This window comes from Sphingobacterium sp. UBA5996 (genome assembly GCF_002429765.1).
GTDB lineage: Bacteria > Bacteroidota > Bacteroidia > Sphingobacteriales > Sphingobacteriaceae > Sphingobacterium.
Genome location: NZ_DJAS01000033.1, coordinates 1 through 23,055, shown reverse-complemented (window position 1 = coordinate 23,055; position 23,055 = coordinate 1). Strand labels below are relative to the sequence as shown.

Genomic DNA, 23,055 nt, shown 5'->3' with positions numbered 1-23,055 from the left:
AAGTGTAGTTTTTCAAATGCTCATTAGAGCACATATATGAATTTACAACTTCTATGCCAAATAGAAAAATTATTGCTTTGGATAGATTGTTCCTTTCGCCGCTTCTAATGTATTTTTCAGTAAACCCACGATAGTCATTAGCCCAACTCCACCAGGTACAGGTGTAATCCACGATGCCTTAGGAGCAACATTTTCAAAATCAACATCACCATATAGCTTAAAGCCGGATTTCGTTTCTGTAGAAACCTCTCTGTTGATACCTACATCGATAACGACAGCACCTTCTTTAACCATGTCTGCGGTAACAAAATTTTTCTTTCCAATTGCTGCGACAACTATATCACCACGCAAAACCTCTGCGCTAAGGTCTTTTGTGCGACTATGTGTTAAGGTAACAGTACAATTACCTGGATTAGAATTCCGCGCTAACAATATACTCATTGGCGATCCCACAATATTGCTTCTTCCAACAACTACTGCATGTTTTCCTGCTGTTTCAATTTTATAATAATCCAACATCAACATAATACCATATGGTGTAGCAGGAATAAAACAAGGAAGATTACGCTGCATACGACCGAGGTTGATGGGGTGGAATCCATCTACATCTTTACGGTAATCAATTGCTTCGGTAACTTTATCCGGATCAATATGTTTTGGTAAAGGCAACTGAACAATCAATCCATCAATAGACCCATCCTGATTGATTTCTTTGATCTTGGCAATCAACTCTTCCTGAGTAATGCTTTCGTCATAGCGAATGTTCGTTGATTCAAAGCCGACCAACTGACAATTGCGCATTTTACTAGCCACATAGGTTTCGCTACCACCATCATTACCAACGAGTATAGCAACCAAATGAGGTTTACGACCAGTCTGTGCTGTAAACTCAGCAGCATCCAACGCAATTTGCTCTTTAATTTTTTCGGAAACTAGTTTACCATCTAATAGATTCATGTTTAGGAGATTTTATTGTATTTAAAAGGAGCTCTTGAGCTCCTTTATTATTGTGTTATTTTGATTAATCTAATTTCAATACCGCCATAAATGCAGATTGCGGAATCTCTACGTTCCCAACCTGACGCATGCGTTTCTTACCTTTCTTTTGTTTCTCCAAAAGCTTACGCTTCCGGGAGATGTCACCACCATAACATTTTGCTGTAACATCTTTACGTAAAGCGGAGATCGTCTCACGTGCGATGATCTTTGCGCCGATTGACGCTTGGATACGAATTTCAAATTGTTGACGTGGTAACAGTTCTTTTAGTTTTTCACAGATCTTTTTACCAAAATCATAGGCGTTACTTCTGTGAATTAACGAAGATAAAGCATCTACTGGTTCATCGTTCAGGCGGATATCCAATTTTACCAGATCTGACTTACGGTAACCGATCTGGTGGTAGTCGAATGAAGCATAACCCTTTGATATCGTTTTCAACTTATCATAAAAGTCAAATACAATTTCTCCCATTGGCATCTCAAAAACCAATTCAACACGATCCGAAGTTAGATAATGCTGATTCATAATCGTTCCACGTTTTTGGATACAAAGTGACATGATTGGTCCTACGAAATCCGATTTCGTAATAATATTAGCTTTGATATAAGGTTCTTCAATTGAATCCAATTTACTTGGATCAGGCAGATCAGATGGGTTATGTACGATCACTTCCTCTTGATCCTTGGTCATATAAGCCTTATAGGATACGTTGGGAACCGTCGTGATAACGGTCATATCAAACTCACGCTCCAGACGTTCCTGAATAATCTCCATGTGGAGCATACCCAAGAAACCACAACGGAAGCCGAAACCCAAGGCTGCTGACGACTCTGGTTCAAACACCAAAGAAGCATCGTTTAACTGCAAACGGTGCATCGATTCACGCAACTCCTCATAATCCTCGGTATCGACAGGATAAATACCCGCAAAGACCATCGGCTTCACCTCTTCAAACCCTTGGATAGCCTCAGAACAAGGTCTATCCTTATGCGTAATGGTATCCCCAACTTTCACCTCACGTGCTTCCTTAATACCAGAAATGATATAGCCTACATCACCTGTCTTAATGACTTCTTTAGGTACTTGATTTAATTTCAGTGTCCCAATTTCATCGGCAAAATATTCTTTCCCAGTAGCAACAAATTTCACGCGGTCGCCCTTTCGGATCTTACCATTTTCAACTTTAAAATAAGCCATGATACCACGGAATGAGTTGAAAACTGAGTCAAAAATCAACGCTTGCAAAGGTCCATCAGGATCGCCCACCGGATGTGGGATACGTTCCACAATAGCTGTTAAAATATCCGCAACGCCAAGACCTGTTTTTCCCGACGCAGGAATAATCGCATCTCGGTCACCACCGATCAAATCCACAATCTGATCTTTTACTTCTTCTGGCATAGCACCTGGAAGGTCCATTTTATTGAGGATCGGAATGATTTCCAGATCATGTTCCAACGCGAGGTATAAATTTGAAATCGTTTGTGCTTGAATGCCTTGAGATGCGTCCACGATTAATAAAGCGCCTTCGCAAGCAGCAATTGAACGCGAAACCTCATAGGAAAAATCCACATGCCCTGGGGTATCAATCAGATTCAAAATATATTCCTGACCATCTTTGGTATAATTCATTTGGATGGCGTGACTCTTGATTGTAATACCACGTTCACGTTCCAAATCCATATTATCAAGTAATTGTGCCTGTGCCTCACGCTGACTAATGGTATTGGTATACTCTAAAAGGCGGTCTGCCAAAGTACTTTTGCCATGGTCAATATGCGCAATAATACAGAAATTACGAATGTGCTTCATATAGGATTTTTAAACTCTTTTGCTAAAAGGCAAAGATACCTTTTTTTATATATATTTATATAAACTAGCTTTATTTTAGTTAGCCCCGGGCGATGAGATCGAATAAGGCGTAATCTCCTTAAAGATCAGCACCATAATAGGGCTTCGCTATTCAGCAATGGTATATAAAAAATGTTTTTGATTTCGCGTGACATTATCTCTGTCCCAAGAAATCCGCTCTCCAAATTGCTCTGAACGAATTGGGCAGTTGCCAACCTGACAATATTGGCAACATTGTGGAAGACAAGGGTCAGCATGCACAAAAAATTCGGTCCGCACCGACATCTCTTCATTAACGACCTTGTCCACTTCAGATATTTCATCATGTACCTGGGTGAGGTCAAGATAACGGGGGAGTGTAAGATGACAATCGACGTGAAGCTCATTTCCATAGCGCTGTACACGAAGATTATGGACATCAATCCATTCATCTTTCCTGTTGCTTTCCAAAATGTTAACAACATCCCGCACGAGCGCTGTATCCGATTCATCCATCAACCCACCAATCGATTGGCGAAGTAACTTATAACCATTAAACAGAATAAAAAGTCCCAGCATAACTGAGATGACAACATCGATCCATTGAAAACCAGTCAGTTTCATCAACAATAGCCCCAATATCAATCCGATCGTGCTATACGCATCAACCTGCAAATGCTTTCCATCCGCCACCAAAGTAATTGATCCCAATGCCCGACCGCGCCTCATGATATAAAACCCCACTACAAAATTTATCACAGATGTCATACCAATCAAATAAATCCCTTGTTCAAGATGTGTTAACGCTGCAGGAAAGAAAAGATTGTAACAGGCTTTGGCTAGGATAATTGCACCCGCGATAAAAATAAGTCCACCTTCCAAAAATACCGAAAAGAACTCCACTTTACCGTGTCCATAAGGATGATTCTCATCCCTAGGCTGAGCTGAAAGATAAATACTATAAAATGCAAAACCAGAAGCGACCACATTAACAATACTTTCCGCCGCATCTGTAAAGATTGCACTGGAATCTGTTAAAAAATAGGCGAAAAATTTCACGACCATCAAACCTATCCCGGTGAAAAGCGATAATAAGACCAATCTTCTTTGTCTTGACATGATGCTGTAATCTTAATAAAAACTTATATGAGGAAACCACGAAAATGATACCCTGCCAATATTTTGTGAGCGCAAAGGTAAAGATATAAAGGCAGATCATATCGATTAGTTTTACACAGGTGAAGTCAAGAAAAAAATAAATAACTGCGCTAAATCGCTTCAACAGCCCTTTTATTAAAAATGCTCAATAAAAGAGTTGCTTTTGTTTGTAAATTCTCAAAATTAAAGGAGATTATTTGCAACGTATATAATATCTTTGTCTTATCATGAGCACATCATCATACTTATCAGACAGGATAAATAATTTGTCCGAATCGGCTACACTTAAAATGACCAAGTTGGGCCGCGAATTAGCAGCAAAAGGCGTTAATGTAATTAGCCTTAGCGTAGGTGAACCTGATTTCAATACACCTGAGCATGTAAAAGATGCAGCGAAAAAAGCCCTAGATGAAAACTGGACGCGTTATTCGCCTGTACCAGGATACCCTGAACTTCGCCAGGCAATTGTAAACAAGTTGAAGACAGAAAACAATTTAGATTATGATATTTCTCAAATTGTTGTTTCAACGGGTGCAAAACAATCCCTGTCTAATGTGATTCTAACCTTAATCAATCCAGGTGATGAGGTGATTATACCAACACCATATTGGGTATCGTATTCAGAAATGGTCGTTTTAGCAGAAGGTAAATCGGTATTTATTAATACTGAAATCGACAATAACTTTAAGATTACACCGGATCAATTGGAGGCGGCAATTACACCAAGAACCAAATTGTTTATGTTCTCTTCGCCAAACAACCCTACAGGAACTGTTTATAGCAAGGATGAATTAGCTGCATTGGCCCAAGTTTTCGAAAAACATCCTCAGGTATTTATTCTATCTGATGAAATCTATGAACATATCAACTTTGTCGATAAACACGAATCCATCGCCCAGTTTGAAAGCATCAAAGATAGAGTGATCATCATCAATGGTTTTTCAAAAGCATTTGCAATGACTGGATGGCGCTTAGGCTATATCGCTGCCAACAAAACCATTGCTGCCGCAAATGATAAATTACAGGGACAGACAACCTCAGGTACCTGTTCAATTTCTCAACGTGCCGGTATTGTCGCGTATGAACAAGGATTAGAGTCTGTCAATAAAATGAAAGAAGCTTTCGCTCGTCGTCGCCAATTGGTATACGATCTATTGACTGAAATCCCAGGTGTAAGAACAAATCTACCAGAAGGTGCATTCTATTTCTTCCCTGAAATCTCTTCGTTCTTCGGTAAAAAAGACCAAGATGGCAATGTCATCAAGAACTCATCTGATTTGGCTTTGTACTTATTGAATGTTGGCCACGTAGCGACAGTAGGTGGAGATTCTTTCGGTAACGACAACTACATCCGTTTGTCCTATGCAGCTTCAGATGAAAGTTTGATCGAAGCTTTAAAAAGAATCAAAGAAGCATTAGGAAAACTAGCCTAATCTCTTATACCAATAAAAAAAAGAGCTCAGAGGAGCTCTTTTTTTTATCCCATCCCAATCTATTCTCCGCTGATTAAATTCCCTGATTTTTCACGACACAGCCTCAACTCTTCCAAGTTCAAATATCATCTCAGCTCCATAATTTAAAGCAGATACTATCGCTTGAAATAAATATTTATTACATTTACTCCTATGAGTATTTTAACAGATAAATTTAAAACGCAGCACGACACTGCTCCGTTTTCAAAGATAAAAAACGAAGATTACATTCCCGCATTTGATGAAGCTATAAAAAAAACAAAAGATGAAGTCGATGCTATCGTCAACAATCCCGAGCTGCCGACCTTCGATAATACAATCGCAGCGATGTCTTATTCAGGCCAGACATTAGACCGTTTGTCCAGTATTTTTTTCAATCTCCATTCAGCTGAAACCAATGCTGATATGGAAAAAATAGCGCAGGATGTGGCGCCTAAATTATCTGCATTGGGTAATGATATCACCTTAAATTTCGATCTTTTCAAAAGGGTTAAGGCTGTATACGATCAAAAAGATCAACTGACATTGACGGTAGAACAAACGACCCTATTGGAAAAATCTTATAAGGATTTTGTACGCAATGGTGCGCTTTTGAATGATGAACAAAAGGAAAAGCTCCGCGAAATAGATGCCGAGCTATCGCTTTTAAAATTGAAATTCGGAGAGAATGTCCTCGCCGAAACCAATGCCTACCAGCTGTTGGTAACCGACGAAAAAGATCTCGCCGGACTTCCAGAAGGTGCCATAGAAGCTGCACATGCTTTGGCTAAAGCCAACGAAAAGGAAGGCTGGCTTTTTACCCTGGACTTTCCAAGTTATCTTCCATTTGTTACTTATGCCGACAATCGGGAACTTCGCAAAGAAATTACCCTCGCGGCAGGCCGCAAAGCATTTCAGGATAACGAGTATAACAACGTAGATAATGTTCTGAAAATTGTAAAACTCCGCTTCGAAAGGGCCAAATTATTAGGCTACGCAACCCACGCAGACTTCGTCCTTGCCGAGCGTATGGCACAGAACCCAAGCAAAGTCACTGAATTCTTAAATGACTTACTCGGAAAAGCAAAACCAGCGGCAGTGCAAGAATTTGAAGAATTATCCCAATTTGCAAAAAACTTGGATGGCATAGACCAATTGGAAAAATGGGATGGTGCTTATTATGCCGAAAAGTTGAAACAAGAACGCTTTAATTTGGACGATGAAAAGCTCAAACCCTATTTCAAACTCGAAAATGTCTTGCAAGGTGCATTTGAGGTGGCTCATCGTTTGTTTGGCATCAACTTTAAAGAGGTCGATAATATTGACACCTACCACGAAGAGGTGCAAACATTTGAGGTCAGTAAAGACAATGAGGAATTAGTTGCTATTTTCTATGCCGATTTCTTCCCGCGTAAAGGCAAGCGAAATGGTGCCTGGATGACATCGTTTAAACCACAATACGTCCAAAATGGTAGGCAAGAGCGTCCACATGTATCTATTGTTTGCAATTTTACGCGTCCTACAGCTTCAAAACCGTCATTGTTAACTTTTCAAGAAGTAACGACTTTATTCCACGAATTTGGCCATGCCCTGCATGGTATGCTGGCAGATAGCACCTATCCCACTTTATCTGGAACTTCCGTTTATTGGGACTTTGTAGAATTACCTAGTCAAGTGATGGAAAATTGGTGCTATGAAAAAGAAGCCCTTGAATTATTTGCCAAGCACTACGAAACTGGCGAAGTAATCCCGATGGAACTAGTCGAAAAAATCCGCGAAAGCGCTTCATTTCTTGAGGGAATGGCGACAATGCGCCAATTGAGCTTCGGTTTATTGGATATGGGTTGGCACGGACAAGACCCAACGGCAATCTCAGACCTTAAAGCATTTGAAGATGAACAGTTTGCCTCAACAAAACTCTATCCAGATGTTAAGGAGAATGCCATGAGTACATCCTTCTCCCATATTTTCAATGGTGGTTATTCTTCGGGCTATTACAGCTATAAATGGGCAGAAGTACTGGATGCAGATGCTTTTGATTACTTCAAACAGAATGGTATCTTCAATAAGGAAATCGCAACCAAATTCAAGGATAATATACTTTCAAAAGGTGGTACAGAACACCCAATGGTTCTTTACAAACGCTTCCGCGGACAAGAACCTTCAGTAGACCCCTTGTTGAAAAGGGCTGGATTGATCAGATAATTGAATTGATCATCATAAAAAAGCTGGATTTGAAATCCAGCTTTTTTACTGTAAACGTAGTTATACCAAGAATTTCCTTAATCGACCAAAATACCAATTAAAATATGAGTATCTGAATAAATTGACGTATAATCTAGCTTTTTTTAGCTTAACCGATGCATGGGTGTAGATGAGTTCCTTAAACTTTATGGATACCATATTTTGGCGCTCAGCAATTTATTAAAATATCACTTGTTTCCATTTAGAATAAACGCACTAAAATAAGAATCCCTCACACTTTGCTGATTACGCAAAAAATAGTATCTTTGTATTACATAATTGGGGTTGACCGGAATTGACAGGATGGAGACGGTTATGTAAGCATGTAGTGCGTTGTTAGTAGAGCACTTTAATCTGAACTTTCAGAATTATAACTGGCGAAGAAAACTACGCCTTAGCTGCTTAAGTTAGACTTAACATAGCTATTTGTCCCGTTAGATCCTGTTCTTTGGTTTAACATTCGGGGCATCGAACAATAGAACTGGCAGGTGTGATGTTGCTAAGCACTTGTGAGAAACAGCAACTACGGCGTACGGTATAGGTAAGCGACTCACCTTCCCTCGCCCGACAATTAAAGAGAAGCTAAACATGTAGAAAGCGTATACAGTACCATGACTGGACGAGAGTTCGAATCTCTCCAGCTCCACTTGACGGGATCATTGAAAAATTATCCCGTTTTTTTGTATAATCTAAAAATCATTTTTCTCTCATTTTCAATTCATTACGAACAAAAGGCTCCATAATATACGGAGTTCGATAGATACCATTTTCATAGAATAAAAAGTCGTCGAACACCATTTTAATGAGTTCCTGCTTTTCTATTGTGTTAGCTTCGGTATAAACATAATTTAGGTCAGAAAGGTAAAACAATTGATTTTGTAACAATGAATAAGTCTTATCTCCATTATGCTTTAATTTTTCAATTTGTTCTTTTAGAGATTCTTTTTTTATAGTCAACTCATTATGCCATCGTTCATATGTGTCGTGTTGAATTCGATTTGAAATCCATTTTTCTTCAATAGACAAAAGCTTTTGGCCAGTCTGCTCATATTCGATTTGGCGTTGTTTTAATAATGTTTTGTGTTCTTTTAAAGTTATCTCCATTTCGATCTCACTCTTTTCTTTTATACTGGATATTAGTTTTTCAGGAAGACTCATTAATTCTAAAGCGCCTGATAATTGTTTATGAGCTTTTTCAGCATTTATATTATTATGGGCACTAGCGATACTACATTTATAGTAATAATAATATTTTCCCATTTTCCCTTTACTAGCTGCGCCTGTTAATAGCTTTCCGCAATGGCAGCGTAAAGCACCACGAAGTGGAATCTGATCATCATAAATTTTCCTTTCTTTAGTACCTCTTTTTATTTTTTCATTTACTAATTTCCACGTTGTTGGATCAACAATAGGTTCATGATTTTTTAGTGGGTATAAACCCCCTGGATTTTGTTTCCACGCTTTAACACGTTGGAATCCATAATACAAAGGATTTGTCAATATTCGCTCTACTGCTGTAGTTCCCATACGTTTTAACCCTAGCTCCTTCGCCTTTTCTTTAATTTTATATAACGCAACCCCGGAAATAAAAGCTTCATAAATATACCTAACAACTATCGCTTCACTTTCATTTATCACTAAACGACGTTCCTCATTCTTTCCTTCTTTTTTATAACCAAAAGGTGCAGGTCCTCCTTGTATCCATAGTCCCTTTATGGCTTTGGCAGTATAGATTCCTGCATTTATGTCATTCTGTCTTTTTATATTTTCAGAATTGCCCATTAAAAATTCAAGTCCCATTATAAAGAAGGAATTATGATCCATACAATCATAAATTGACCCTCTACTAGCGCTTACAATTCTCACATCATAAAGTGCTTGAATTTTTGTAACCATATTAATGGCGTCGCCAGCTATTCTACTGAATCTTGTTAATTCAGCTACAACCAAGTAATCTATTTGATCATGGTTCTTTTTGATAAAGTCAAAAAGTACCTTAATATCCGGCCTATCAAAGTTTCGTGCAGTATGTCCTTCGTCGATAAATGTATCCACTATTTCCACACCACTATTATTCATCCATTGGCTTGTAATTAAATCTTGACGTTCGATACTATGTAAACTTTGACCATCACTGCTGAACCTTAAATAACGTATACCCTTTTTCATTAGCCTCCTTTATTGCTTTGTTTACCAAAATCTTAACTATTAAATTTACCAATTTTTCATCATTTTTTATTTTTTGATCTGCTATAGTATTGTCTTTTTTATTCACTTTACCAAGATTACTGCTATTTTTTAAAACTGAATTATTTGACATAAGACATTATTTATTCAAATTGTTATACATTATTTTTTTAGTTTTTTTTCCAAATTGGTTTTTTAATAAATTTCGAAAGATGTAAGCTCCGTCCCCTCCCAATCTACTTTTAATCTATTAAGAACCACACTTTTAATATCAATTCATCTAGGTTAAGCAAGTGTTGGTATTGGTCAAATCGCATTTGGTCGAGTTTATTTTTGTTAAAAATCCTAATCCATTATTTTAATCATAGAATTACCAATAAGATTACTTGATAGCCTTAGTGAAATCCTAAGGATGTTTCTAAAAATAAACCAGACTCAATTCAACAGCAAGAAAGATTATAGACCAAAGCCTATGCTTTTTACAAGTAAAAATCAAATATCGAACAGGATAATAGTACTTGTTCCATTCAGGAATGTTGGAAATTATATTATTGATTGTGTAAGCTCAATTTTAGGACAAGAATACAACAATTATGAAGTGTATCTATTGGATGACGCATCAGATGATGGTACAATAGAGTTAATAGATGATGATTTGCCAAATTTTTATAAAAGAATAAATAATTCTCGTATCGGAGCATTGGAAAATATATACCAAGCATTAGTAACAGAGTCTTTCTTAGATGAGGACATAATAATCATTCTAGATGGTGATGATTATATTTTCGGAGAATTTGCTTTTCAAATAGTAAACAGTAAATATCATGACGATGCGCTGCTAACTTATGGTTCATATATTACTAATTATGGTTTTTATGATCCGAGTTCGCCATATACAGAAGAGGAATTCAATATGCTGAGGCAGACAACATGGAAAGCATCTCATCTTAAAACTTTTAAATACAAATTATTCAAAGCTTTTTTAGACCAAGATCCAAATGTTGAGAACTTTAGATACAGCGACAACAGATATGGAGATAATCGATTTTACATGTCGACGTATGACCAAGCGTTAATGTTACCTCTTTTAGAAATTGCTGGATTTGAAAACTGCCTATTTATTCAGAACGTAATTTATTGCTATAGACTCCATAAGGATAACGACCATGCAACAGACGAAGGGAGAAAACTACAACTAGAAGCTTTTTATGATATTAGAAGCCGCCCCCCTTTAAATAGAAAATTTTAGAAATCGATATAGAAATTAACACAAAATTCAAAAATCTTCTATAGTCCAGCCACTATAATTGAAACTCAGCATAAGAGTCAAATATGCCATTCAACAAGTGCTTAATAATGTAAAACTTTAGCAGAATTGTAAACTTAAATTAAGTCAAATGAAATCAAAACGTTTGCAAATGGCTTTACTAAAATTTAGTGAAAGCCAAAAAGGAGGCAATCTTTCGGACGGTTTTGAAGTAATGAACCTTGATGAAGCATCAGCAACCCGTGGTGGGATTTTAGCTGCTTGTACATGTAACAACGGTTCAAACTACACGACCAAAGAACCTGATTGTACCTGTAACAATGGTAGTAATTACGGATAGTAATTATTACAAAAGAATTTACGGCATGTGGATGAAAATTCGCATGCTGTAATCAAATAATTAGCCTACAGTCAGCTCGAAATAGGCTTTGTACTTAAAATAAGTAATAATATTGAAATAAGCTCTTATAAATATGAACTTCAAACTCTCAAAATATATAGTGATCACCGATGTTTTAGACCCTAACAGCGATGTTCATCAACGTATACTCTTTTCTACTCGAAGTGGTATATCTACATTGATCGAGGAGGGTCTATATCAAAGCCTATTAAAAGGGGATTTTTCTACCATTGATACTACTGCATTAGCTAGGCTAATGGAGTATGAAATTATAGTCCACAGCTTAGAGGATGAGTTTCAAGAGATATTAAAATTGAACAAATTAGGAGTTAAAGATACAAAATGTGTATCAATGACCATTCAACCTACTGCAAATTGTCAATTAGGATGTTTCTACTGTGGTCAAGTTCATTCCAAGCTGACTATGACTCAAGAAATTCAAGATAAGATAATTGAAAGGCTATATTATCAACTAGATAAGAAACCTGACACTGAATTAGTTCATACAACCTGGTATGGGGGAGAACCTTTAATGGGTTATTCTGCCATAATTAATCTAAGCAATAAAATGCAGGAGATTGCTTATGAACGTAATCTTAGGTATAGCGCTTCAATCATCACAAATGGGCTTAGCTTAAAAAAAGATATATTCACTGAACTCTATCTAAATCACAAGGTTAAACGATTTCAAATCACTTTAGATACTACCAAGGAACATCACGATAAACGTCGGATAACGAAAAAAGGAGAGTCAACTTTTGATATAATAATGAAAAACATACTTGATATCTGCTCTTTGGATCATTACCAACAATTCGTAACACATCCGATTTTCATTCGGATGAATATTGATGAAACCAATTATCGACAAGCAAATGAAATGGTTGATTATATGGCATCTTTAGGATTACAAGACAAAGTTGAAATGGGCTTTTTCCCAATCACAAATTGGGGTGACAAGACTGTTGGAGATCAACAAGGTTTAACCACTATAGAATTCGCTGAACTTGAAATAGAATGGCTAATGTATCTATTAGAAAAAGGATTTCCTGTGAAGTACGTTTTGCCAACAAGAAACTATGATGTATGTATGGTAGTCAACGAAGCTAGTGAGGTTTATGATGCTACGGGAAATATCACGCCTTGTTATGAATTCCCCTATACGCCTAAATATACGGAGGAAAAACATATTATTGGAAATCTTCTGCAAGATAAAACAACCTTTAACAAAAACACTCAGGTTCGAGGATGGTATGATGATCTTGCAACTTGTAATGTTTCTCCGAAATGTTCAAAATGTAATCTATTTCCAGTTTGCAATGGCAATTGCCCTAAAGATTGGTATAATGGTGAGATAACATGCCCCACAATGAAAGCGAACATTGAGGACAAGCTCGTTTTACAATATTTAATTGATAAATCCCAATTACAAACTTTAGGATAATAATTATGAATGAATCTCAAATTATTGAATATCTACATTTGTTCGAGAAGTATACTCCAACGAGTGAAGAAGAGCTAGAAGAATCTAAGGAATTAGAATCGAATCATAAAAACTATGACAGTGGACATATTTTTTATGCTCTTTTAAAATATGTTCGACCTACAGAAGAAGTTAGAGAAAAACTTATTTACAACTATATCCTGAGCGAAAAACTTTTTAGGGTCTGTAAAGAAAAGGAACCCAATGTATCATCCTATTTTGTTGACAAAATTTTAGAACAGAACAATAATCTAGACCCAAATAATCTTTTAGAGTATCACAGTGTAAAATCAATACTAAATCCGGTGTTGGCTTATTACCACTATTATCTTAATAAAGATTACGACAATGCGCAAAAATATATGGTCGAATTACTCGATAATATCGATTTTTTGATTGACCATGGATTTGAGGACGGAATGTATATGAAAATAGAACAATACCTAAATATATCTAAAGTTTATTTTAATGCTGGAAAATATTCCGAATCGGCACTATTCGCTAGAGAGGTGATAAAATATTTAATGAGTAATGAAAAGGAATCTTTCCAGTTCCCTTTTTCAAGCGTTTTGTCCTTCGAGGGGCAGTATCAGTCGATCTTACAATCATTTATTAACGGAATATTATCAAAAGCTATAGGAAAAATTGATACTTTAGATCCACTTCATAACGATTATCTTTTTTCTATTTTTGATAATCTTAATATACCTTACAATGATAATATCAATCCATACTTAAAGGATTCACTCGATATTTTCTTGCTAATTCTGAATGGTAAGCAAATGGATGGAATGGAAAAATCTATCAAATCTAATATTTTCAATAAGCAAGTTCCTACCTCCATACAACATTTCATATTAGCTAATATGCTGAATTTCCAAAATGTTTTTCAATTGATACCGTCAGATCTAAAAAGCTCAATTTACGCCTATCAGCTCAATGAATTAAATATAAGCACCTCCAAACTTCGGATCAATGATTTTACTGTAACATCAATGAATTAATATTTATGTTCAAGTTTTCCATCCAACATGATATAATGGACTGTGCCCCTACTTGTTTAAAAATGGTAGCAGAATTTTATGGAAAAAGCTACTCCATGGAGTATCTCCGTGAATTGTGCCATTTAGGAAAAAATGGAGTTAGTCTTTTAAGCATTAGTGAAGCTTCTGAAACCCTTGGATTCAGATCGCTGATGGTAAAATTGAACATGCAAAAGCTCATCAACGATTGTCCATTACCATGTATTTTACATTGGAATCAGGAACACTTTGTTGTTTTGTTAAAAATTAAAAGAAAAGGAAATTTCATAAAAAGAATATTTCATAAGCAATCATATTCAAAAGTCTTTGTAGTTGCCGATCCTGCACATGGCATCGTTAAACTAGATGAAGAAACCTTTTATAAAGCTTGGGTTTCTACATACAATGAACGAGGCGTGGCTTTGCTTTTAGAACCTACCCCCACATTTTACAATGCAAAAGAAATAAAAGAAAAGCAACAGGGTTTGAAATTTTTATTTCATTATTTACAACCATTCAAGAGGCATATTGCCCAACTAATTATTGGTATGTTGGCTGCAAGTTTAATTTCTCTGACACTTCCCTTTACAACACAAATATTACTTGACCAAGGTGTCTCGGAGAAAAATTTATCTGTAGTACACGTAATCCTGCTAGCCCAACTCTTCCTAATTTTTGGAAACATGAGTATCGAATTAGTGCGCTCCTGGTTACTTTTACATATCAACTCTAGAATCAGCCTAAGTATAATCTCTGACTTTTTGTCCAAATTATTAAAACTTCCAATAAGATATTTTGACTCAAAAGCAGTTGGGGATATTGCTCAAAGGATTAACGACCATCATAGAATTGAAAATTTTCTTACTGGTTCTGTACTTACATCACTTTTTTCTTTTGTAAATATCATTGTATTCACAATAGTACTAGCAGTCTATAATCTAAAAATTCTCAGTTTATTTGTTGCCTTTAGCATTTTTGGGATAATATGGATTCTGCTTTTCCAGAAAAAAAGAAAGGAGATGGACTACAAAAGGTTTTCCCGAAGCAGAGAAAATCAGGATAAACTTTATGAATTGATCACAGGTATGCAAGAAATAAAACTTTTTGGAAGCGAGACCCCAAAAAGATGGGAATGGGAACAATTACAAGTAAAAGATTACAAATTAAATATTAAAAGCCTTGCATTAGAACAATATCAACGAACCGGCCTAATATTCGTGACTCATGTCAAAAATATCCTTATCACATTTATTGCCGCAACTGAGGCTATTAAAGGGAATTTAACAATTGGTCAACTTCTAAGTATATCTTATATAATTGGCCAGACTTCTGGTCCCATCGAGCAATTAGTCAATTTAATTAGGGCCGCACAAGATGCCAAATTAAGTATGTCTAGGTTACAAGAGATCCATAATAAACAAGATGAGGAGGCAATTGTAAAAAATAAGATATTGTACCCGCAAATAACTTTAGGGGATTTATTTATTGAGAATGTTTCCTTTCAATACGAAGGACCAAATTCTCCGTATGTTTTAAAAAATATTAACCTAAGAATCCCAAAAGGCAAAGTAACAGCTATTGTTGGAACAAGTGGTAGTGGAAAAACGACCCTAATGAAAATATTGCTGAATTTCTATCAACCAACACAAGGAAGAGTATTAGTTGGAAACTCAGATTTAAATAAAATATCCCCCAAATTGTGGAGGAGCCACTGTGGAAGTGTGATGCAAGACGGCTACATTTTCTATGATACAATTGCCAAAAATATTGCGATGGATGGCGGCGACATAGATGAAAAAAAGATGGAAATGGCAATTAGAGTGGCAAACTTACAAGATTTTATAGAAAGTACTCCGAATAATTATACCACAAAAATTGGCTTATCAGGAATGGGCATTAGCGGTGGTCAACGACAAAGAATTTTAATTGCCCGCTCGGTTTATAAAAACCCTGAATATATATTTTTTGACGAAGCAACAAGTAGTTTGGATGCTAATAATGAAAAAGTAATAATAGATTATCTTAACGAATTTTTCAGAGATAAGACTGTAGTAATCATTGCACATAGACTTAGTACCGTAAAGAAAGCAGATCAAATTATTGTATTAAATGACGGCAAGATAGAGGAAATCGGTAACCACTCGACATTGATTTCAAATAGAGGTAGATATTATGAATTGGTAAAAAACCAGCTGGAATTAGGTAATTAAAATTCGATATGGCAGAATTAAAATCAAAATACGAACTAAGAAGTCCTGAAGTTCAGGAAGTTATGAACAAACCTCCACATTTTTTCATTAGCTGGGGCAATTTGCTTATAACATTATCGATATTATTAGCCATGTTGTTAATCAATAAAATTCAAATTAAAAACTACGATCGATTTCTTGCAACAATATCTTCAAACCAGTTGATTGTTAATGAAAATTGCTTAGTTATCAAATTAAATATGGACGACCCGAAGATAGGATATGATCACGGGTTAGAAACTCAAATCACATTTTTAGGCGACAAATCTGTAGATCTTGGATCAATTTTAGGAACTATTGATTCATCTTGGTGTCAAGATCAACATACTTACATCTCCTTGAAAAGTACACTTTATCAAACTAAAAAATTACGCTTAGACAATAGCCGAGTTATCGAACCAGTTGCCGGAATGAATGTTGGTTTAAAGATCACAACCAGTAAAGAAAATATTATAGAGTCAATGATTAGAAAATTAATAAAGAGATGAAACTATCCAAATATATCATAACAACTTCTATAGAAGACGCTAAGGAAACTGTGACTTCCAAGATGACAATAATTTATTCATGTCTTTCTAACCAAACTATCGTAGTAAGGGACGAAGTATTTCAAAAAATTACGAATGAAGATTTCCACAATTTGGATGAAAGACTAATAACGGAGTTACAAAATAGCAGAATATTAATACAAAATGGCAACGATGAGTTTGTTGAGTTATATGATTACGATAAAGTAACTAATGATAATATCTCCTTATTTGTGAACTTGATTGAGAGTTGTCGATCTGGGTGTAATTCATGCTCAAAGAACAATACAATTTCTAGACCCAAAAATGATTTTGTTAATTCTATCAATTCTTACATAGAAATTGAGCTAATCAAAAAAAATCTAAAAACATTCTTTTTGACATGGAAAATAGTTGATCCAACTGAATTTATTGAAACAATGATTTCAATATCAGAGTCAAATTTGAGAATTACAGACATGAATGATATATACTATGCTTCATCACTAATTTGTGAAGGCGAATTTCTAACAGAGAAAGTCTTTGCAATGCTTTTCAATTTGTGCATAATAAAAAAATATCACATAACATTACAATGTTCAAACTATGAATCCACTGAAATAACAATCAAAAATATATTAACAATATTAGATAACTTTCCTTTCCGGCCCCAAGATGGAATTATATTTGAACTCACCATTAAAAGCGATAAAATTAATGATGTTTTTAACATTATTGATAAATTTTCACATGCTGAGACTCAAAATCGAATTACCTTTAAATTTGATTTTCTAGAAAACAACGATACTTCTAAAGATGAATTAGCTGAGAATGAGATTGAGTGTTTATTCTATGCAATAGAAAAGGGATTTATACAGAGTATACTTCCAACTCGTGTTAATTTACCATGTGCGGCAACAGACCAAAATTCATTATCTGTTGATAAAAATGGAAATTTATTTTCCTGTAATGCACTTCCTTTATCAACACCAAATATAATCGAGAATAATCTAATTGGGAATGTTAGCGACGATGTTAGGATTCATGTACACTCGACTAAATTTAGGAATTGGATGCTTGAACTACGGGAAAATCAACCAATTTGTTATAGTTGCAATTTATTACCGTTATGTGGAGGTGGCTGTCTATTAAAAAGAGAAGAGGGTAAATCTCTCGGTTGCCCCACTTTTAAATATAATATTGAAGATCGTTTGTTAGTCAGTTATTTGAACCAAAAGTCATCTTTAAATGAATGTATTGTTAGTTATTATAAATCAATAGCCTAGTATTCACTTAATCCGAATCAAAATGTCAATTTTTGTCCAAATAGCAGCATATAGAGATCCATTATTGGTTTCAACATTGAAGGATATGCTTCAAAAAGCAACGAATCCGGAAAACTTGAATATAACTATTTGCCATCAATATAATCCCGAAGATAACTATAACCTTGAATTTAAAGAGTTCAAAACTCATCCTCAAATCAATATAATTGAAATTCCATATAAAGAATCAAAAGGTCTGTGTTGGGCAAGAAATTTAATCCAACGTGAATACAAAGATGAAGCATATACGTTACAAATAGACTCGCATATGAGATTTGTTTGGGAATGGGATAGGATCTTGATAGAAATGCTTGAATCTTTAAGGCATAAAGGTATTAAAAAACCAATTTTAACAACTTATCCTCCTCATTTCGAACCTTTTAATTTTAAATATGAAGAAACTGCGCCAAATCAAATTATTTTCCGTGAATTTGATAAACATGGAATATATCCTATTGGATGGCCATCAGAAATTCCTAATTGGGAAGTTCTTACTGAACCTATACCAGCAAGATTTCTAGCTGGGGGATTTTGCTTTTCAATAGGAGCTTTTTGTAAAGAAATCTTAGATGACCCTCACTTATATTTTTCCGGTGAAGAGATTAATCTAGCCGTTCGAGCTTATACACATGGCTATGATTTATATCATCCCCATATAAATATTACTTGGCATTATTATACCCGAAAAGAAACACCTAAGCACTGGGATGACCATTTTGATACAGGAATTTTGGAGAATCGAGCAATGCGACGATTAAAACGTCTATTTGAGCAATCAGAAAAAATAACCTACTATAATTGGGGAGATTATGGACTGGGAAAAGTTAGGCATTTAAAAGATTATGAAAGATATTCGGGAATATTACTCAATGAAAACAAAGTACAAGATTATACTTTAATGAACCTTCCCCCAATAAATCCAACCATTTATAATAATGAAGAGGAATGGAAAAACAGTTTTTATTCATATGTAAACAATTATATCCATATACCAAACTCTGTTATTGATGAAAATGAATTGTATTTATATGAATTTGCTCATTTAAGATTTATGAGTAACAATGATGAAGTTCATCAACAAGCCCTTAATATAGATGAAATTTGGAAAAATAAAAGTTCTGATGAAAAACATTGCAGAATTGAAATCAATTTCAAATGTAGAGATCTTCCAGATTCATGGATTCTTGAACTCCATAATAAACATGGAGGAAATAATAAAAGAATAACAGGAAGGATGCCTTATTTCCAAGCCGGATTGAATGGTTTTGCTATTAAAAATTGTATAAATTTATAAAATAATGTCAACAACAAATAAACTAACATTTATTAATGAAAAAAGAGGAATTGAAAAGGAAATAGTATCAAATGAGGATAAACCTATTTTAATTCTTGCAGAACAAGAGAATATTAACCTCCCTTATTTATGTCGAACTGGTGATTGTAATAGTTGTATTTGTAAATTAATTTCGGGGAGTATTATTCATACTACCCAAACAACATTACAAGACCAAGACATAAAAGAAGGATATTTCTTAGCATGTACTGGCTTTGCAACTTCGGATTGCGTAATTAAAACCCATCAGGAGAAAGAGTTTGCAAGATATAGAAAAGGAATTTAACTGAATCTTTCGTTCAATAAAGTCAATTTTTGACGGAAAATGGAAGTTTTCCATAAATCTTAAATGAAAATGTCCAAGTATTTATTAAGCTTTTTTTTGATATTACAATTTTTGAGCCCCGTTTTTGCACAAAGTGTGGAAGGAAAAATTATTACTGCGGAAAATAAAAATCTCGAATTTGTAACTATCAAACTTATCCATGATACCACCGTGTTACAATATTCTTCTTCTGATCAGAATGGTAATTTTACTTTCAATAACTTGAAGGAAAAATCAACATATCGTCTAAAACTTCAACATACAGGTTTTGCCGATATTGATACCACATTTATTTCAGGACATTTAAAAAAAATGACTTTTAGGATGACTGAAAAAGTCAATACTCTAAAAGAAGTAGTTGTCAATGGCAATAAACCTCTTATTGAACGGAAAGTTGATCGTCTTGTATTTAATGTTCAAAATAGTATGGTATCTTTAAGTGGTGATGCTATGGACGTTTTAAAATTCACCCCGCTTGTTATGGCGGAAAACGATGCATTAAGTATTATAGGTAAAGGTAGTGTAACCATTATGGTAAATGATAAAATCCTACGCATTTCTGGCGATGATCTAACTTCCTATTTACGAAGTATACCATCTGAATCTATTGAAAGTATCGAAGTCATAACCGTTCCTCCATCTAAATTTAGCGCTGCAGGGAATGCTGGTATCCTAAATATTAAGCTTAAAAAAATAGTCAATGATTTTTGGAGCGCATCCGCCCGTTCCATATTTACACAGACAACTCACCCAACTATAAATTTAGGAGCCGGCTTCAATTACAAAAAGGACAGGCTCTCGCTTTATTCTAGTTTAAATATGACTGAGGGTTCTGTTTTATTCATAGAAAAACCCCATATAGCTTATAATACACAGGATTGGAACACCATAAGTAAAAAGAGGAGCTTTAGCAAATATTATAATGGAAGGATACAAGCTGATTACAAAGTGAGTGAAAAATTGAGTGTTGGAGCTCAGGCTTTTCTAAATGATAATAGACCACATGCAAACGATAATACTATTACAAATATTATGCAGAAAACAGGGCTTCTGGATTCTATTATTAATGGAAATGGTTCACAAAATTCTACGACTAATAGTTTAGGCTTAAACTTCAATTCGACATATTCCCTTGGAAAGGATGGACAGGAAATAGTTCTCGACTTAGATCATTATAGAAGCAATTTTGATAATTTTCGAAGCTTTAATTCAGAAACATTTCTACCTAATGGCACCCCTATCCAGAACAATAAATGGTATTCAGGAAATAATGGCCAGAATGTTTTTATAAATACTTCCTTTAATTTAGATGTTGAGCAAAAAATTAAAATGTTTGACATCAATTATGGTATAAACTTCTCAACTTCTCGTAATAGAAATAATTTACAGTCTGTCGCAACTTCTAGAATTACAGATACCATTTTCAATTATTCAGATGAGTTTGAATTCAAAGAAAATATTGGCTCACTATTTTTCTCTATTAATACCGCAATTAGTAAAAAAATAGACCTTAAAGCGGGCCTTCGAATTGAAAATACAACTACAGAAGGTATTTCAAATACCCTAGTAAAGAAGTATGAGAATAAATACATGAAATTCTTTCCGACACTCTACACCTCATATAAAATTAACGAAAAGAACGTTTTTTCACTTGGATATGGAAGAAGAATAGAGAGGCCTGCTTTTCTTGCAATGAATCCATTTGCTAGATATATTTCAAAATATTACTATACTGTTGGAAACCCTTATTTATTACCATCTTTTTCTCATAATATAGAGATGAATTATTCCAACAATAGTAATTTAAATCTTTCACTTTATACCAATTTTGCAAAAGAACAAATTGCTCAAACTGCCATACCATATGAAAACTCAAAGATGGTAGTTGACACCATGCAAAATTTTTATGATATGTCAACAGTTGGGTTTACAGCAATTTATACTTTGCGTAAAAGTAACTGGCTTGAAAGCAGTTTCGTATTCAATGGATACCACAGGAACATAAAACAATATGACAATAAAATCGTTCCGGATTATAATGTAAATGTTATCTATTTAAGCTTAGACAACAACTTCAAAGTTAGTAAAAAGATTACCACCCAATTATCAAGTTTTTATTATTCTCCTCAGATTACTGGTATTTTTCGAAGATCACCACGGTTTAATGTAAACCTAAATTTTAGATACAAAATAAACGAACAATGGGACCTCGCACTATTTGCTAATGATATTCTCAAAACACAACAAGGTAAACTAAAAGCGATTGTCAACAGTGTACAACAAACCTATGACAATTATTATGATAGTCGAAGCATTAGACTATCAATATCTTTTAGGTTTGGCAGCATGAATATCAATGCTAGACAAAGAAACTTTATCAGTGATAAAGAAAAACAAAGGGCATATTAATAATTTATAACGAGAGATATGATTGAGCCGATTATTCATCAAATTTTACTATCTGATATTCCCAATTCACTTATATATAAATGCTTAACTTCATGGACAAAAATGAAAAATTTTGGGTTCAAGATAAAATATTGGAATCATGTGGAGATATCAGACTTTATTTCCATTAATTATCCTAATGCTCTACAGGCTTTTATAAATGCTAGAAATCTTGCCGAAGCATCAGACATAGCAAGGTATCTAATTGTTCTACATCATTCAGGTATATATGTAGATTGGGATATAGAACTGGTGGATTCATCGGATTATTACCGCAAAATCTCAAATTTGGATAAAGGGTATTTATTGCAAGATCCAAGAAACGGGACTTTCGCGCCTGAATGTTTTTCAGCCGAAAAGAACGAACCTTTCCTTAGTAAACTAACGGATGATATCATTTCTGTCTATAATTCCCGCCAGCTTCCCCTTACGCCTTATTATTCAGGCGCATATAGGATGCGGGAATCTATGAATGATTATTATTGCAACCAACAAATTCTACCAGTAAAAGATATTTTTGAATTTGATTATTCAGAAATAAGGGAACCTTTTCAAAGACAGGTCAAAAAACCTTTAATCCATTATTGGTTACATACATGGTTATAGTATTCCGCCTCGATAAGGAAGGCTTATAATTGATTTTCATTTACAATATCATCTATATAAAACCACAAAATTAAAACTAAATCTCCAATTTGGTCATGCTATAATTTTATAAACATTAATCGTCAAAAGAAATAGCCATAGTACATCTTTTTCTATCATTATCAATTGCAGAGGTTTCTATTAATACCATTTCATTATTATGTAATCTTACCCTAACTAGC

At 34.7% G+C, this 23,055-nt stretch carries 18 protein-coding genes and 1 other RNA gene; 14 read left to right on the top strand and 5 right to left on the bottom strand.

The window, feature by feature from the left end:
- Positions 1 to 69: 69 nt before the first annotated feature.
- From B3E00_RS21860 to B3E00_RS21850, 3 genes are all read right to left on the bottom strand, one after another.
- Positions 70 to 957 carry a bifunctional 5,10-methylenetetrahydrofolate dehydrogenase/5,10-methenyltetrahydrofolate cyclohydrolase gene (locus B3E00_RS21860; RefSeq protein ID WP_293885095.1) on the bottom strand — a complete coding sequence of 296 codons (888 nt, stop codon included), beginning with the start codon at positions 955 to 957 and terminating at the stop codon, positions 70 to 72.
- A gap of 64 nt (positions 958 to 1,021) precedes the next feature.
- On the bottom strand, positions 1,022 to 2,812 hold the full coding sequence (gene lepA, locus B3E00_RS21855; RefSeq protein WP_293885096.1) for a translation elongation factor 4: 1,791 nt from the start codon (positions 2,810 to 2,812) through the stop codon (positions 1,022 to 1,024).
- Positions 2,813 to 2,959: 147 nt separating this feature from the next.
- A complete protein-coding gene (locus B3E00_RS21850) occupies positions 2,960 to 3,949 on the bottom strand; it encodes a cation diffusion facilitator family transporter (RefSeq protein ID WP_293885097.1) in 990 nt (329 codons plus the stop codon).
- A gap of 266 nt (positions 3,950 to 4,215) precedes the next feature.
- Here B3E00_RS21850 and B3E00_RS21845 point away from each other — a divergent pair, with 266 nt between their 5' ends.
- The 3 genes from B3E00_RS21845 (at position 4,216) to ssrA (ending at position 8,332) form a co-directional block, all read left to right on the top strand.
- Positions 4,216 to 5,421: a pyridoxal phosphate-dependent aminotransferase gene (locus tag B3E00_RS21845; RefSeq protein WP_293885098.1), complete on the top strand. Its 1,206-nt coding sequence runs from the start codon at positions 4,216 to 4,218 to the stop codon at positions 5,419 to 5,421.
- A gap of 192 nt (positions 5,422 to 5,613) precedes the next feature.
- Positions 5,614 to 7,644 (top strand): M3 family metallopeptidase, encoded by a 2,031-nt coding sequence (locus tag B3E00_RS21840; RefSeq protein WP_293940141.1) that lies wholly within the window; start codon positions 5,614 to 5,616, stop codon positions 7,642 to 7,644.
- 320 nt (positions 7,645 to 7,964) lie between these two features.
- Positions 7,965 to 8,332: a transfer-messenger RNA gene (gene ssrA, locus B3E00_RS21835) on the top strand.
- 47 nt (positions 8,333 to 8,379) lie between these two features.
- On the opposite strand, the gene B3E00_RS21830 is transcribed toward ssrA, so the two are convergent.
- Together B3E00_RS21830 and B3E00_RS21825 are read right to left on the bottom strand one after the other, a co-directional pair.
- A complete protein-coding gene (locus B3E00_RS21830) occupies positions 8,380 to 9,852 on the bottom strand; it encodes a recombinase family protein (protein ID WP_293885100.1) in 1,473 nt (490 codons plus the stop codon).
- Complete coding sequence (locus B3E00_RS21825; RefSeq protein ID WP_293940139.1) at positions 9,815 to 10,003, bottom strand: hypothetical protein; 189 nt, start codon at positions 10,001 to 10,003, stop codon at positions 9,815 to 9,817. Before B3E00_RS21825 ends, B3E00_RS21830 begins: the two co-directional genes overlap by 38 nt.
- 279 nt (positions 10,004 to 10,282) lie before the next feature.
- On the opposite strand from B3E00_RS21825, the gene B3E00_RS21820 reads away from it, so the two are divergent.
- The 11 genes from B3E00_RS21820 (at position 10,283) to B3E00_RS21770 (ending at position 22,834) form a co-directional block, all read left to right on the top strand.
- The gene (locus B3E00_RS21820; RefSeq protein WP_293940137.1) at positions 10,283 to 11,119 is read left to right on the top strand and encodes a glycosyltransferase family A protein; all 837 of its coding nucleotides are present in this window, start codon (positions 10,283 to 10,285) and stop codon (positions 11,117 to 11,119) included.
- Between the two features lie 148 nt (positions 11,120 to 11,267).
- Positions 11,268 to 11,477, top strand: a complete 210-nt coding sequence (locus tag B3E00_RS21815) for a hypothetical protein (RefSeq protein ID WP_293940135.1) — start codon at positions 11,268 to 11,270, stop codon at positions 11,475 to 11,477.
- A 133-nt stretch (positions 11,478 to 11,610) separates the two neighbouring features.
- Positions 11,611 to 12,981 carry a radical SAM/SPASM domain-containing protein gene (locus tag B3E00_RS21810; protein ID WP_293940133.1) on the top strand — a complete coding sequence of 457 codons (1,371 nt, stop codon included), beginning with the start codon at positions 11,611 to 11,613 and terminating at the stop codon, positions 12,979 to 12,981.
- Between the two features lie 5 nt (positions 12,982 to 12,986).
- Positions 12,987 to 14,024 (top strand): hypothetical protein, encoded by a 1,038-nt coding sequence (locus tag B3E00_RS21805; protein ID WP_293940131.1) that lies wholly within the window; start codon positions 12,987 to 12,989, stop codon positions 14,022 to 14,024.
- 5 nt (positions 14,025 to 14,029) lie between these two features.
- Positions 14,030 to 16,252: a peptidase domain-containing ABC transporter gene (locus B3E00_RS21800; protein ID WP_293940129.1), complete on the top strand. Its 2,223-nt coding sequence runs from the start codon at positions 14,030 to 14,032 to the stop codon at positions 16,250 to 16,252.
- A gap of 8 nt (positions 16,253 to 16,260) precedes the next feature.
- Positions 16,261 to 16,779: a hypothetical protein gene (locus B3E00_RS21795; protein ID WP_293940127.1), complete on the top strand. Its 519-nt coding sequence runs from the start codon at positions 16,261 to 16,263 to the stop codon at positions 16,777 to 16,779.
- Entirely contained in the window at positions 16,776 to 18,083 is a 1,308-nt protein-coding gene (locus tag B3E00_RS21790; RefSeq protein ID WP_293940125.1) for an SPASM domain-containing protein, read from the top strand. The genes B3E00_RS21795 and B3E00_RS21790 overlap by 4 nt, the downstream gene beginning before the upstream one ends.
- A gap of 22 nt (positions 18,084 to 18,105) precedes the next feature.
- Positions 18,106 to 19,416: a GlcNAc-transferase family protein gene (locus tag B3E00_RS21785; RefSeq protein WP_293940123.1), complete on the top strand. Its 1,311-nt coding sequence runs from the start codon at positions 18,106 to 18,108 to the stop codon at positions 19,414 to 19,416.
- Between the two features lie 4 nt (positions 19,417 to 19,420).
- Positions 19,421 to 19,741: a 2Fe-2S iron-sulfur cluster-binding protein gene (locus B3E00_RS21780; RefSeq protein WP_293940121.1), complete on the top strand. Its 321-nt coding sequence runs from the start codon at positions 19,421 to 19,423 to the stop codon at positions 19,739 to 19,741.
- 69 nt (positions 19,742 to 19,810) lie between these two features.
- A complete protein-coding gene (locus B3E00_RS21775; RefSeq protein WP_293940119.1) occupies positions 19,811 to 22,189 on the top strand; it encodes an outer membrane beta-barrel family protein in 2,379 nt (792 codons plus the stop codon).
- A gap of 18 nt (positions 22,190 to 22,207) precedes the next feature.
- Positions 22,208 to 22,834 (top strand): glycosyltransferase family 32 protein, encoded by a 627-nt coding sequence (locus B3E00_RS21770; protein ID WP_293940117.1) that lies wholly within the window; start codon positions 22,208 to 22,210, stop codon positions 22,832 to 22,834.
- The last annotated feature ends 221 nt before the right edge of the window (positions 22,835 to 23,055 follow it).